The 14318-nt window shown below is 34.0% G+C and carries 11 protein-coding genes; 6 read left to right on the top strand and 5 right to left on the bottom strand.

What is annotated here, in order from left to right; all coding sequences use genetic code 11:
* Positions 1 to 72 precede the first annotated feature (72 nt).
* The 5 genes from H6X70_RS10510 to H6X70_RS10485 all read left to right on the top strand — a co-directional run bounded on the left by H6X70_RS10510 (position 73) and on the right by H6X70_RS10485 (position 5263).
* Entirely contained in the window at positions 73 to 1029 is a 957-nt protein-coding gene (locus H6X70_RS10510) for a T9SS type A sorting domain-containing protein (RefSeq protein WP_194767646.1), read from the top strand.
* Between the two features lie 548 nt (positions 1030 to 1577).
* Positions 1578 to 2903 (top strand): dicarboxylate/amino acid:cation symporter, encoded by a 1326-nt coding sequence (locus H6X70_RS10500; protein ID WP_194767645.1) that lies wholly within the window; start codon positions 1578 to 1580, stop codon positions 2901 to 2903.
* Positions 2904 to 3080: 177 nt separating this feature from the next.
* Positions 3081 to 3335 (top strand): hypothetical protein, encoded by a 255-nt coding sequence (locus tag H6X70_RS10495; protein ID WP_194767644.1) that lies wholly within the window; start codon positions 3081 to 3083, stop codon positions 3333 to 3335.
* 124 nt (positions 3336 to 3459) lie between these two features.
* Complete coding sequence (locus H6X70_RS10490; RefSeq protein ID WP_194767643.1) at positions 3460 to 4281, top strand: sulfurtransferase; 822 nt, start codon at positions 3460 to 3462, stop codon at positions 4279 to 4281.
* A 190-nt stretch (positions 4282 to 4471) separates the two neighbouring features.
* Positions 4472 to 5263, top strand: coding sequence for a hypothetical protein (locus H6X70_RS10485; RefSeq protein ID WP_194767642.1), 792 nt, complete (start codon positions 4472 to 4474; stop codon positions 5261 to 5263).
* Between the two features lie 233 nt (positions 5264 to 5496).
* Here the strand turns inward: H6X70_RS10485 and H6X70_RS10480 are convergent, their stop codons facing one another.
* The 5 genes from H6X70_RS10480 to recG all read right to left on the bottom strand — a co-directional run bounded on the left by H6X70_RS10480 (position 5497) and on the right by recG (position 12328).
* A complete protein-coding gene (locus H6X70_RS10480) occupies positions 5497 to 5919 on the bottom strand; it encodes a thiol-disulfide oxidoreductase DCC family protein (RefSeq protein WP_194767641.1) in 423 nt (140 codons plus the stop codon).
* A 179-nt stretch (positions 5920 to 6098) separates the two neighbouring features.
* Positions 6099 to 6995, bottom strand: coding sequence for a polysaccharide lyase family 7 protein (locus tag H6X70_RS10475; RefSeq protein WP_194767640.1), 897 nt, complete (start codon positions 6993 to 6995; stop codon positions 6099 to 6101).
* Positions 6996 to 7069: 74 nt separating this feature from the next.
* Positions 7070 to 9238 (bottom strand): endonuclease MutS2, encoded by a 2169-nt coding sequence (locus tag H6X70_RS10470; RefSeq protein ID WP_194767639.1) that lies wholly within the window; start codon positions 9236 to 9238, stop codon positions 7070 to 7072.
* A gap of 274 nt (positions 9239 to 9512) precedes the next feature.
* Positions 9513 to 10094, bottom strand: coding sequence for a tRNA-(ms[2]io[6]A)-hydroxylase (locus H6X70_RS10465; protein ID WP_194767638.1), 582 nt, complete (start codon positions 10092 to 10094; stop codon positions 9513 to 9515).
* 95 nt (positions 10095 to 10189) lie between these two features.
* Positions 10190 to 12328 carry an ATP-dependent DNA helicase RecG gene (recG, locus tag H6X70_RS10460; protein WP_194767637.1) on the bottom strand — a complete coding sequence of 713 codons (2139 nt, stop codon included), beginning with the start codon at positions 12326 to 12328 and terminating at the stop codon, positions 10190 to 10192.
* 197 nt (positions 12329 to 12525) lie between these two features.
* Here recG and H6X70_RS10455 point away from each other — a divergent pair, with 197 nt between their 5' ends.
* Entirely contained in the window at positions 12526 to 14214 is a 1689-nt protein-coding gene (locus H6X70_RS10455; protein ID WP_194767636.1) for a histidinol-phosphatase HisJ family protein, read from the top strand.
* Positions 14215 to 14318 lie beyond the last annotated feature (104 nt).

Raw genomic sequence — 14318 nt, 5'->3', positions numbered from 1 at the left:
AGAGAAAAATATATTCTTTTTTGTTTTTTATTAGTTTCTTGTTTTAGTTTCTCACAAGAGTTAAATGTTGCTTTGGATCTGCAAAATATTAGTTGTGAGGGAGCTTGTGATGGTGAGATAATTGTTTTTGCTGAAAATGGCGTGCCTCCTTATGAATACAGTTTGAATTATAGTTCGTATCCTTTTTTTCAGCATAGCGAAATTTTTAGTGATTTATGTCCAGGGCATTATGAAATATTTGTTAGAGACTCTAATGGTTTAGAGGCTTTTTTAAATGTTGATATTTCAGAACCTGCTGTTTTAGAACCTGTAATAGACGTTTTGGCATCAGGGAATTCCCCAAGCGGAATTCTTAATATGTCTGCATCAGGAGGGACCGCTCCTTACAATTACACGATCAATGGAGGGAGTTTTATTAGTAATCATTTGGTATCAGATTTAGAACCAAAAACATACGCGGTTATTGTATTAGACGACAATGGCTGTTCTGTAACTAAAACTGTAACCGTAAATCAAGTTGATTTTGATAACTCGGTTATTGTAAACGGAAATGTACTAATAGCAAATTCAGATGCCGACAGTTATCAGTGGATTAACGTTACCACACAAAAACCGATTGATGGAGAAACCAATCATATATTTAACGCTACCGATGAAGGAGAATATCGCGTAGAAATGGAGGTGACAATTCCAGTTGTTACAAGTAAAAGCTATCAAAAGGAGAGTCAATTAAGGTCAACTCAAACTGTTACGGTTTCTTCGCCTTCGTACCAAATAAGTAATGTGTTAGCTGTGGCTCCGGATGAAACTCTTGAGCCTATAATAATCTTTCCAAACCCAGCTGAATCCTATATAAAACTGCCTACTTCTTTAATTGGTAAAGATTATATAATATTTTCAACATTAGGAAAAGTCGTTAATTCAGGTGAAATTAAAAGAGAACTGCTTTCTATTGAAAGCTTAGTTCAAGGCATGTATTATTTAAAAATTAAAGGTGTTATTCAAGTATCTAAATTTATTAAACGCTAAGGGACTTTCGTAGTTTTCGTTAAAATCCCAAATAATATATAAGATTTGCGCACTTTGCGTAATCTGTTAAATAATTTGCCGCGAGTACACGAATAAAAAATTAGTGAATTCGTGGTGTGTTTTAAAATTTAATTGGTTGAAAATAATGTCTTTATGTTTTTTTTTTGAGCTGAAGCTAGATTTTTATTCCGTTACAGAACTCCAATTTTCTCCTCTTTTAATCCTATGAATTTGGGTATCGGAAACTCCAAAACGTTTGGCAATCATATTAATTCTGGTTCTCTTATTTTTTAATTGCCGTTTAATGATTTTTACTTTTCCTTCGCTTAACTTTCCATTATTCTTTCCAATAGTCTCTTATTCATTTTCGCTTTTTTTCAAATGTTAGATTGTTATAGATATATGCAATATGTTGCGATTTAGTAAATTCATAGTATTTATATAAAATCTAAAACCTAAAATGCCCCAATCTATAGAAATATACTATTTAGAATTCCAAAAAAATTAAAAATACTTATCTTGCTCACTACTTAGAAAGAACATAGCAAATGAAGAAACTAGCATTACATTGGAAGATTATAATAGGCATGGTTTTAGGAGTCATTTTTGGCTTCATAATGAATTCTATAAATGGAGGAAAGGGGTTTGTATCAGATTGGATAGCGCCTTTTGGAACCATTTTCATCAATTTGCTTAAGCTTATTGCAGTGCCTTTAATTCTAGCGTCTTTAATTAAAGGAATTTCAGATTTAAAAGATATTTCCAAAATAAAATCTATGGGCTTGCGCACCATTTCCATTTATATTTCTACAACTTTAGTGGCCATTATTATTGGGTTAAGCATAGTAAATTTGGTTAAACCTGGTGATGGTATGCCACAAGATACTATTGAAAAAATTAAATTAAAATATGAAAATGATGCCGGAGTTACCGATAAACTCATGAAAGCGCATGCCCAAAAAGATGCAGGACCATTACAGGCTTTAATTGATATTTTTCCAAGCAATATTTTTAAATCATTTACAGAAGCTTCCATGCTTCAAATCATCTTTTTTGCCTTATTTGTTGGTATTTGTCTGCTTTTAATTGGTGAAAAGAAAGCAAAACCATTAGTAGATTTCTTCGATTCTTTAAACGATGTGGTAATGAAAATGGTAGATTTAATCATGTTATTTGCACCTTATGCTGTTTTTGCTTTATTAGCCAATGTTATTGTGGCTTTCGATGATGTTGAAATACTTCTTAAGCTTCTTTTATATTCACTTTGTGTTATTGGCGGACTGGTATTAATGATTTGTTTTTATCTGCTTTTAGTTGGCGTCTACGTAAAGAAATCACCTATGTGGTTTTTAAAACAAATAAGTCCGGCGCAATTGTTAGCATTTTCAACCAGCAGTAGTGCGGCAACCTTGCCTGTAACCATGGAACGTGTTGAAGAACATTTGGGAGTCGATAAAGAAGTTTCTGGATTTGTGCTGCCTGTTGGGGCTACCGTAAATATGGATGGAACCAGTCTATATCAAGGGATTGCAGCGGTTTTTATCATGCAAGTTATTTGGCCAGAAGGGCTAACGTTTACCAATCAGTTGGTTATTATTGTTACCGCTTTATTGGCTTCCATTGGTAGTGCTGCCGTGCCAAGTGCTGGACTAGTTATGTTGGTTATTGTATTAGAATCGATTGGTTTTCCTGCGGAATTATTACCTATTGGAATTGCCTTAATTTTTGCTGTTGATAGGCCTTTAGATATGTTAAGAACTGTGGTAAATGTAACTGGTGATGCTACCGTTTCTATGATGGTTGCCAAATCTTTAGGAAAATTACATGAGCCAAAACCTGAAGAATGGGATGATAATTATGAAGCAGTTAGATGATTTTGAAAGTTAAAAGTTAGAAATTAAAAGTGGAAAGTTGGGAGTAAGCGATAAGCGTTATGTTTTATACTGTATGCTATAAGTTGAAAACTAGTGACGAATAACTCATAAAACGTAGTGTTTTTTGACTGTTTAAAGGGAAAACAAAACACGATTGCCTTAATATTTTTAAAGTAAATGGAAACAAATGAGAAGTTAAGAGAGCAGATTTTTGATATAATAAAGAATCAACTAAAGGATAATACTCCTCCAGAAACAAAAGAAACATTTGATAGGTTGAAAAAGGAAGGTTTTGATGATTTTCAATCAAGACAACTGATTGGACAATGTTTAGCTGTTGAATTATTTGAAGTAATGAAAAACGGTAAACCGTATAATAATAAGAGATATGTTAAGAATTTATTAGCTCTACCTAAGGAACCATTTGAATAATAAATTACTTTATGCAGGAGGCAATATGCTAAAAACCAACAACCAACAACCAACAACAAATAACAAATAACTAGTAATCAATATCCAACACCCCTTCAATAATAAATAATCAATTTAAACGCTCATGTCCAATAAATTAACATTAACCGAACCTGTTGTTTCTGTTTCATGGTTGTCTAAGCATATAGAGGCACCAAACCTTGTGGTTCTAGACGGAACCATTGCTAAAGTATTTAATGATGCTTCAGAACAAATTCCGAATGCGCGTTTTTTTGATATTAAACAAAAATTCAGCAATATTGAAGATGCCTTTCCAAGCGCGTTTCCTTCCGCAGAACAATTTCAAAAAGAAGCCCGTATTTTAGGGGTAAACACCGATAGTGCTATTGTGGTTTACGACGACAAAGGGATTTACTCAAGCGCCCGTGTTTGGTGGTTGTTTAAGGCTTTCGGGTTTAATAATATTGCAATTTTGAATGGTGGATTTCCAGCTTGGAATAAAGCGCAGTATCCAATAGAAAAAGCTTCAAGTTATAACGGAGAATTAGGCGATTTTACAGCAAATCTTCAACTCAATTACATGTTGTTTTTTAAGGATGTGGAACAGGCTTCAAAAGAGAAAACTCATACCATTATTGATGCGCGTTCTGCTGGACGCTTTAATTGTGAAGTACCAGAACCTCGTGAAGGTTTACGCATGGGCACCATACCAAATTCGGTAAATTTACCTTTTACAGATTTACTTGAAGATGGTATTTTAAAGTCAAAAACTGAGCTAGAATCTGCATTTAAACCCCTTGCTGAAAAGGAGGATCCTATTATTTTTTCATGTGGATCAGGAATCACAGCTTGTGTCTTAGCTCTTGCTGCTGAAATTTCAGGCTACAAAAATATTCGCGTTTATGATGGCTCATGGACCGAGTGGGGGAGTTTGGTTGACCAATAAAGGTTAATCGTTGTTATTTAAAGCGTTACGTGTTTTAAGGGACTAGGAAATCATTTTTTGACTTTTTTGTTTTTCTATTGTAAATATTGATTAGGTAATTTCTAATAATTTTAGGGGTTAATATTTTGTGTGATGTTGTTGGCTTTTTTATATATTACGCTTCATTTTAAAATTAACCCAAATTAATTACATGAAAAATCCTACTTTTTTAAAATTAGCCCTTGCCTTTGTGCTGTCTTTTTATGCGGCAGGTTACGCACAAGAAACCGCAGCAAAATCATTATTAAAATCTTACATTGAAGCAGCCAACAACTTGCATCACACCCAAGATCCTGAGTCTGTTTTATCGTTATTCGGAACCAATTATCAAAATAACACAGCCTTTGTGGGTTTAACAGGTGTTTTAAACAGAACATCTACTAATTACACGCAATTACAAGAAAAGTTAGAAAATGATTTAAAAAATCAGAATTATAACTTCACCATGTCTTTAAAAGAAACGGTTTACGAATCTCAAAAAGAGCGTGGCGGTACTGTTTCTGCATTAATAAACTTTGAGTCTAAAATAGATGGTAAACTTGCAGAAAAAGGCACCATTTTAATGAATATTATTGCCACTAAAACAGATGGTGATTGGAAAATTACTCAAAACAACACTGTTAGAGTATCTGAACAAAGTGATATAGGAAACTGTGTTTGTAACTTATTTACTAAAGGAGAGTCTTTCTTTACTGCTGAAACGTATTACCCTTCTGGAGTGAAATACGAAAGAGAATATAAAAGTTACAGAATTGGTAACAAAGACGGAAAACTTGTTATTGTAAATAGAGGAAACAGTTCTAAATCTTATACTTGGGAAGAAAACGGAGACGTTCTTGATGGTGCTCTTAAAATTGGATCTGCTAAAACTCCAGATCAAGCTATACAAACTGTTTTATCTCGCGTTTACGGAGAGACTTGTACCAAGATTAACTTTAACTAATGTTGATGTAGTTTCAATATTGCATTAGAGTAAAAAACTCAGAATTAAATTAATTCTGAGTTTTTTTTGTTTTTATTAATACTGAAATTCCTTTTTATCATTGAGCTTGTTGTAACACCTTTCTTTAATTCTTTTTTGATAGGATGAAAACTGTTGCATTAGAGTTTCTAGCTAAAAAGAGGGAATTAAATTCTGTGTCGTTGAAAACTTATTATCAATTTAAATTAAAAAGGTTAATCCAAAAACTTAGACCTCAATTCGGACGTAGGAATCATACAGGATTCTTTTTTACCATACCATTTGTAGCGGTTTTTGGCAATGAAATCGTAAACCCAATTTCTTATAAAAGCGGGAATAATTAAAAAAACACCTAAACTATTGGTTGGAAACCCTAGTTTTAAAGCGACTTTTAAGGCTGCGGTACTTTTGTAGCTTATAGTATCTTTTTCAGGATGGTATAAAAGAATAGAGTCTATTTGGGTGGTGTCAATTTTAAATTTTTCAATAATAGCTTTTCCTGTGTCGCTTTGTAGTGCTGTAAACATAAAAAGGTCTTTTTTATCATGCTTGATAACGTATTGCACACTGCTGTTACAAAGGTTACAAACGCCATCAAAAAGAATTAATTTTTTATGTTTTGGAAGATTAAGATGCATTTAAAAGCTTATTTACCGTAATAATACCCAATTTTTAGCTTTTTCCTCGTATTTGTAAATCAATATTTTTTAAATCTTACTCTACTTGAATTTAGAAGGGTAAAACATAGAGCCAAGTCTTAACTCTTACATCTAAAAGTTTACGGTCTTTAAAACTTTAAGTATTATAAAAATACCTTTTAAAAATGTTCCGTCTTTACTTTGTATAAAATAACTTGAGCTGTTTTTTCGTAATCGGCATTCCAACCATAATAATTTCCTGTTTTAAAGTAATTATCGTGACCATAACCATTACCTACATAATCATAAATTAAAGTATAATCGATGTTAATATTTTTGGCTTCGCAAACTAGAGCATAATAGAATTTACCATTTTCAATTTTAATTTTAAAAGTAAAAATGTCGTTACCCACATACCCCACATTAATTTTATCATCAAAAGCACTGGTCCAAGGTTCGCCGCTATCAGGTTTGGTGTAATAGTCTATTTGAATTTCGCCACTGTTCCAGCGTATTTTAACTGTAGCAGGTGCGCCTTCAAAACCAGGGGTTTCAATACCGTGAATTTGCGCCACAATAGTTCTGCCATTGCCTTCTACATAGTCTACTTTTATTGTAGACTCTAAAATGTGAGTCCCTGAACTCATTGGCCAGTTATCGCTAGTGGTTTGGTTGCCTTTCCAAAACTCTCGAAGCTCTGTACGGCAATATTTTTCATTTAATGGATACTCGCCAGAAGTGGTAAATCCTGTAAATCTGGTGAAAAAGGTGTAGCTACCATCGTCATTTTTATAAAAGTACTCCGATTCAGCAGCGGTTAATTTGTTGTTTTCTATGGCCTCATAAAATATAGAAGTCGCTTTGCCATTTCCTCTATTAATAGGAACAGATAAATACCAGTTTTTCCAGATGATGTTACTTTCTTCTTCTTCAGGTTCGGTTTCAGTCTCAGTCTCAGTCTCAGTCTCAGTTTCTGTTTCGGGTTGTTCTACTGTGTGATCAGCTTCTTCATTGGTTGTGCTGCAATTGAACAATACCGAGCTGCATAATAAGAATATAAATAGGAGATGTTTCATGAGGCTATCTTTATAATTGGTTAACCAATTTTTTGTGTAAAAATAAGTAAAAATTTAAGATGATAAATTTTATCCTATTTTTTAACAGCTTCAACCAATTCCAATTGATCGATACTCACGTTAGTCGTAAACATACCATAATTTACAACAGCTTTATTTTTTTCAATTTTATCTACGGTACCAATGGCACGGCCATCTTCCATACGCACACGATCTCCAAGTCTAATAATAGCCTTTGGTTTCGGGGTTTCAATAGCCTTTTGTTTTTCTACTTTTTTCTTTTCACGAATAACTTCAACCTTCTTTTCAACTTCTTTTTTTACTTGAATTTCTTTGGCTTTGGCTTTCTTTTTCTCCTTAATGGTAACTTTTTTGCGTTTCGAGTTTTCGATTTGAACCAGCTTAAAAAGCTCGTCCATTAAGGTCTTTTTCTGTTTGTTGTTGAAATATTTTTCAGCAATATCATTCACTTTTTGTCCTAAGTAAATTAAACGCTGATTGCTGTCATATAATTCTTGATAACTCTCTAATTTAAGTTGAATTTTAGCATTTATTTCTTCTAATTTATCCGCTTCTTCAATCTTTTTCTTTTCGTTTTCTTTTAAAGATTGCCCTGTTTTTTCAAGCCTAGAGCGCTCTTTTTGAAGTTTAGCAATCGTAGCATCAAAACGCACTTTACTGCGCTCAATTTTCTTTTTAGCACGATTAATTAAGCCATAAGGAATACCATTTTTTTGTGCGACTTCAAAAGTAAAACTACTTCCGGCTTGACCGATAACCAATTTAAAAAGAGGCTCTAAGGTGCGTTCATCAAAAAGCATATTAGCGTTAAGCATGCATGGCATTTCGTTGGCTAGAATTTTTAAATTGGAGTAGTGGGTGGTTATAATCCCGAATGCTTCACGGTGGTAAAATTCTTCTAAAAAAGTTTCAGCTAAAGCACCACCAAGTTCTGGGTCGGAACCGGTTCCAAATTCATCAATTAAAAAAAGCGTGTTTTTATTACATTTTTTCAAGAAATAATTCATCTGCTTTAACCTGTAACTGTAGGTACTAAGGTGATTTTCAATGGATTGATTGTCGCCTATATCGCTTAAAACTCTATCGAATAAACAAACTTTACTGCGTTCGTGAACAGGAATTAACAGCCCACTTTGAAGCATGACTTGTAGTAAACCAACGGTTTTTAAAGTGATACTTTTTCCGCCGGCATTGGGGCCAGAAATGACAATAATCCGGCTGCCTTCTTTTAATTCAATAGTTTGAGGAAATGTTTTTTCTTTCTTTTCTAAATTATTCAAATACAAAATAGGGTGGAAAGCATCGCGTAAATACATGCTTCTTTCTTCGGAAAATTCAGGAAGAATCGCTTGCATGGAATTGGCGTATTTCGCTTTCGCGGAAATAACATCCATGTCGATTAAGAAATTTTGATAATCCTGTAAAAGTGGTAAAAACGGACGAATATAATTGGTTACTTCTTTTAAAATACGAATGATTTCCTCGTGTTCTTCATATTCTAAATTATTAAGTTCTCTTGTGTGTTGTAAGGTGGTTTCGGGTTCGATGTAAACAATGCTTCCTGTTTTACTGCCACCCATTATAGCGCCTTTAACCTTACGGCGGTACATGGCTTTTACAGCCAAAACGCGTTTGTTATCTACCACAGATTCTCTAATATCATCTAAATATTCAAGGCTATGGTACATGTTTAATGCCGCGCTAAAACTGGCGTTTATTTTGCCTTTAATGCGGTTAATCGATTGGCGTAATTCTAAAAGTAAAGGTGAAGCATTATCTTTTATATCGCCAAAACGATCTACAATAGTATCTACTTTTTCTATAAGCAATTTGGTAACTTCGATATGCGACCCAAATTGATATAAATTTTGGTAATATTCTTCAAACTTTTTTAAGAAAACCAGAATATCATTCACGGTGGTAGACATGGCTACAATTTTCTTTAAACCATGAACTTCTAAAAAGGTGTTTTCAATATTTAAAAGTTTTAATTCTTTGGTTATGGCATCGAAACCATGATTTGGTATGCGGTTTTCGTTTTGAAACGAAGACACATATTCATTAGTTAACTGCAGAGCAAAAAGAAGTTCTTCCTTTTTTTTATAGGGCGAAATTGCCAACGCTTTTTCATGACCTAAAGCCGTAATACAATGGTCGCTAACCTGTTGTAAAACCGTTTGAAATTCTAAATCCTGTAATGTTTTTTCGTGAATATGAATCATGCGTAATTATAACCTCTGTGATTTAAGGATTGCAAAGTTAATCAATCCGTTTGAGATGGTTTTAATGAAATTAAATCGTTTTAAAGTGTTAATTAACAGGGGGCTGAGTGGAATTAACAAAGCCCTAACAATTTTGAGGTTAAATAATTAATACCTTGAAACACGGCAAAAGTGTCATCAATCAAAAATTTAATCAATTTAAGGGTGGTTGTGTTTTACAATGACCCTTTTATTTTTTTTGAAGTTTGATAAAGTACAAATCTAAATGTTAGGCTTACCCATGAATAGTCTCACTTTTTCCGTAGTTTTTAATAACTTCAGCTTCAAAATCGATGAGCTCTTTCCAGCGTTTTTCAACATCGACACCTTGGCCATATTGGCGTGCGAATTTTAAAAAAGTGGTGTAATGCCCAGCTTCACTAATCATTAAATCATGATAGAATTTAGATAGTTCGGGGTCTTTAATTCGTTTAGAAAGGAGTTTAAAACGTTCGCAGCTACGGGCTTCAATCATGGCAGAAAATAAAAGTCTGTCTACCATAGATTGCACACGGTTTCCGCCTTTATTCATAAATTTATAAAGCTCGTTTACATAGCTGTCTTTGCGTTCACGGCCTAGAGTATAACCGCGTTTTTTAATAATATCGTGTACCATTTGAAAATGCTCTAGTTCTTCTTTGGCAAGTTCTAAAAGTTCGGTAACTAAATCGGTATGTTCAGAATTTAAAGTGATGATGGTAATGGCGTTTGTAGCAGCTTTTTGCTCGCACCACGCATGATCTGTTAGAATTTCTTCAATGTTAGATTCTACAATATTTACCCATCTTGGGTCTGTTGCTAATTTTAAACCGAGCATGTTTTATATTTTTTGTAAAAGTAGGTATTTTAATTTTTTGTTCTCTTCCGCGAAAGCGTGAATCTAATACAATTCTGTATTCAACAAAATGAAAATTAACTAATGTAATTCCAAATATTTTTAAACTTAGTAAGTTGCTTGTAGGTGTTTAAAATGACTTGGTTTTCGGGAAGTGAAAGTGTAGGGTCTATTTTTAATATGTTTTTAGCGTGTAATCTTGCATGTTGCAGGATGTTGTTGTCTTTAATAATATCGGCTATTTTAAGGTTTAACACACCGCTTTGTTGGGTTCCCATGATGTCTCCAGGACCTCGTAAACGCAAATCGACTTCGGCAATTTCAAAACCATCATTGGTTCGCACCATTGTTTCCATTCGGGTTTTACTATCGGCACTTAGTTTGTGGCCCGTCATTAAAATGCAGTAACTCTGTTCTGCGCCGCGACCAACACGACCACGTAATTGGTGTAATTGCGATAAACCAAAGCGTTCGGCGCTTTCAATAATCATTACCGAGGCATTTGGTACGTTAACACCAACTTCAATAACGGTTGTAGCGACCATGATTTGCGTTTCACCTTTAATGAAACGCTGCATTTCAAATTCTTTATCGGCAGGTTTCATTTGTCCGTGAACAATTGAAATTTGATATTTAGGCATGGGGAAATCTCTTGCGATACTTTCATAACCATCCATTAAATCTTTATAATCCATTTTCTCGCTTTCTTGAATAAGCGGATAAACGATATAAATTTGTCGGGCTTTATCAATTTCATCACGAACAAATCGAAATACATTTAAACGGTTTTTATCGAAGCGATGTACCGTTTTTATAGCCTTTCTTCCTGGTGGTAATTCATCAATAATCGAGATGTCTAAATCGCCATAAACCGACATGGCTAAAGTTCGCGGAATAGGGGTAGCGGTCATAACCAAAACGTGGGGTGGGATGGAGGAAGCACTTCGGGAGGATTGAGGAGGGCTTGTCGGTCCTTTGCGCCATAATTTGCTTCTTTGAGCAACTCCAAATCGGTGTTGTTCATCTATAATGGCGAGTCCTAAATTATGAAATTTCACCTTGTCTTCAAGCAGCGCGTGGGTGCCAATTAGAATCTGTAATTCGCCATTTTCTAAAGCTTCATGAATTTTTCGTCGTTCTGAAGTTTTAGTTGAGCCAGTCAATATTGAAATACTGATATTCAGTTTTTTAGATAGTTCGAGTAATCCGTTATAGTGCTGGACTGACAAAATTTCAGTAGGCGCCATTAAGCAAGCTTGAAAACCGTTGTCAAGTGCCATGAGCATTGACATGAACGCCACAATGGTCTTTCCAGAACCCACATCACCTTGTAAAAGCCGGTTCATTTGTGCATTGCTGCCTAAATCGGCTCGAATTTCTTTTAAAACACGTTTCTGTGCACCTGTTAATTCAAAGGGTAATTGCTCTTTAAAAAAGGTGTTAAAATAGTTTCCAACTTTATCAAAAGGCAGTCCTTTTATCTTCGATTTATGAATTAAATTTTTAATAATTAATTGCAGCTGGATATAAAATAATTCTTCAAATTTTAGTCGAAATTGTGCTCTTGCAAGCAGCTCTGGACTCTTCGGGAAATGCACATTAAAAAGTGCCGATTGTTTACTTATTAATTTTAATTCCGAACGTAAATTATCCGATAAACTTTCTGCAAATCTTCCGCCAGTTTCAATAAATAATTGCTGCATTATTTTGCTAATAACACGATTGCTAATGCCGCGATTTCCTAATTTTTCGGTGGAAGGATAAATGGGTTGCATGGCAGAACGTAGATTTTTTTCATGTTCTTCTTGCAATTCCATTTCGGGGTGTGCCATGCTGAATTTATTTCCAAAGGCATTACATTTTCCAAATGCTACATATTTTTTATTTAATATTAAACTGTCTCGAATCCATTTTTGTCCGCGAAACCAAACCAATTCCATGGTTCCTGTATCATCTTGAAAGGTTGCTACTAAGCGTTTTCCGCGTTTTTGAGCCACTTCTTTAAAGGAGGTTATCTTGCCAATAACCTGAACATCAGCATTGTTTTGCTGTAATTCGTTTATCTTATAGTATCGCGTTCTGTCAATATATCTGTTTGGAAATAAGTTGATTAAATCTTGATAAGTAAAAATGCCAAGCTCCTTGCGTAATAAATCGGCTCGACTAGAGCCCACGCCTTTTAAGTAATCGATGGGAGTTTGTAGGTTTACAGACATAAACAGCGAATTTAAACATTTCAAATAAAAATAAAACCATTATTGAATTCATAATAAGAGCTTTGTTTTTGAAAATTATTATGATTTTTAATAATTCTGATTAAAATTTATTTAAATCCTTTAAGTTTTAGCGTATAATTCTATTTCAATAGTTAAATTTGGTCATTCTTAAAATATTTTTTAAAGTCTATTAATTGATGAGAAAGCTCAACGAATTTATATGGGAAACGCATGGTATTCATGCAGGTACCGAACAAGATCATGTTAAACATGGTATCGATAAATTGGAAGATATTATCGATAAGGCTATCGAAGCCGGCAACCCAAGTATTACTTTTATTATTCATTCACCACGTTTAACCAATTTTAGATACACTGCTGAAAGAGACACCAATGTGAAGTTTATTCGTGGCAACAGATCTTATTTAAACTACCCAAAACGTATTGCGAATTTACGTGTAAAATATGCTGGGCAGATAAATATTAAATTTGGTGTCGAGCTTGAATGGATGGGGCCTGAGCTTGGTTTACAGTGGAGTAGATCTAAAATATTTCAAGCCGAAGATGCCGATTATGTGATTGGTTCTGTGCATTTTGCACCCGAAGGATTGCCGTATGATGGCTCTAAGGAAGAAGCTTTAGAATTATTAAAATTAAGAGGCAGTTTAGAGGCTTATTGGGATGGTTATTTCAATGAAATGATCCAAATGATTGAAAGTTTTGGCGATATGATTCAGATTATTGGTCATATTGACTTGCCAAAATTAAATGTGGACATGCCTGAGGCTTTGGTTAATTTTGAAACCAGTTCGCATCCTTTAGCTAATAAATTCAGAACCCTTTTAGAATTAATTGCCGACCGTAATTTGTCTCTAGACGTAAATATGGCGGGGAAATTTAAAGGCGTTGGTGTATATCCGGTTCAAAGTATTTTACGTCGTGCAAACGAGCTTCAAATCCCTGTCTGTGTTGGAACCGATACGCATCATGTACGTTATTATGGGCTGAATTATAAGGAGAGTTTAGAATATATTCAAGAAGCAGGTTACGAAAGTTATGTGAGTTATTCGAAGTTAATTCCTGAGAATCGTACTATCTATGATGATCATGAATTAAAAGTAAAATATACCGTTCTAAATAAAGGAATTGAGTTATTAAATCAACGTTTAGATCATACTGAAAGACGTATTATTCCAGATTTTTCGTTTGGTGGCTCGTTTTCAGAATTTACAGATTTATATAAGAATTCAACAGGAATGGGCGATTATAACGCCATTCGCATAAGAAAATGGGGTAAATCTATAACGGTAACGAATCAAATTCCTGAACTGCCTAAAAACAAAGTTAATGGTTTGTTTTCAGAGCATTTAGATCAACCAGGGGTGATTTCATCTTTATTTAACACTTTGGCTTCCGAAGGCATAAATGTTGAAACTGCGCGTTTAAAATCGAATAAAAACGGTACTGCTGTTGCTTTTTTATCGTTAAGCGAGGCTAATGGAAACGTAAAAAGTGCCATTGATTTTATAAACGGAACCGATGCCGGAACCTTTAGTAAACTTATTTATAAAGAAAACGCCGAATTGCCAAACTATTACCGCGAAGGGGTGTATTTATTGGAAATGGATGGTGTGGCTTTAAATTTAGCTTTAAGTGAAAAAGTAATTCTTACCAAGCACAATAATGCGCCAGGAGTATTGCTAATTTTACTTTCAGCTTTAGCGTCAAAACATATAAATATTATCGACTTAAGACTGGGAAGTCTTAATGCTACTGGGTATTCTGCCTTAGCAGTAAATGGTGATAGCAATGTAATTCGAAATTTATTATCAAAATTAGGCGATCAATATTACGAAGCCAATTTGATTGAATTTCATAGTATGTAAGCTTTCAAAAACATAAAATAGTTGAAACACTTTCTTTTGGTTGAAAAATTAAAAGGAAGTGTTTTTTGTTTATGATGGAGTTATTAGCAAATATTAAGTTGCCG

Source organism: Tamlana sp. I1, assembly GCF_015355625.1.
In the GTDB taxonomy this organism is placed as follows: Bacteria; Bacteroidota; Bacteroidia; order Flavobacteriales; family Flavobacteriaceae; genus Pseudotamlana.
Note: the sequence above shows the minus strand (reverse complement) of the source record. Positions and strands in the feature narration are given on the sequence as shown.

Excerpts from the sequence above, each read along its gene's own strand:
- H6X70_RS10470 (WP_194767639.1), bottom strand. The coding sequence starts at position 9,238 with ATGATTCATATTCACGAAAAAACATTACAGGATTTAGAATTTCAAACG.
- H6X70_RS10495 (WP_194767644.1), top strand. The coding sequence starts at position 3,081 with ATGGAAACAAATGAGAAGTTAAGAGAGCAGATTTTTGATATAATAAAG.
- H6X70_RS10475 (WP_194767640.1), bottom strand. The coding sequence starts at position 6,995 with ATGAAACATCTCCTATTTATATTCTTATTATGCAGCTCGGTATTGTTC.
- H6X70_RS10465 (WP_194767638.1), bottom strand. The coding sequence starts at position 10,094 with ATGCTCGGTTTAAAATTAGCAACAGACCCAAGATGGGTAAATATTGTA.
- H6X70_RS10455 (WP_194767636.1), top strand. The coding sequence starts at position 12,526 with ATGAGAAAGCTCAACGAATTTATATGGGAAACGCATGGTATTCATGCA.
- H6X70_RS10480 (WP_194767641.1), bottom strand. The coding sequence starts at position 5,919 with ATGCATCTTAATCTTCCAAAACATAAAAAATTAATTCTTTTTGATGGC.
- H6X70_RS10500 (WP_194767645.1), top strand. The coding sequence starts at position 1,578 with ATGAAGAAACTAGCATTACATTGGAAGATTATAATAGGCATGGTTTTA.
- H6X70_RS10485 (WP_194767642.1), top strand. The coding sequence starts at position 4,472 with ATGAAAAATCCTACTTTTTTAAAATTAGCCCTTGCCTTTGTGCTGTCT.
- recG (WP_194767637.1), bottom strand. The coding sequence starts at position 12,328 with ATGTCTGTAAACCTACAAACTCCCATCGATTACTTAAAAGGCGTGGGC.
- H6X70_RS10490 (WP_194767643.1), top strand. The coding sequence starts at position 3,460 with ATGTCCAATAAATTAACATTAACCGAACCTGTTGTTTCTGTTTCATGG.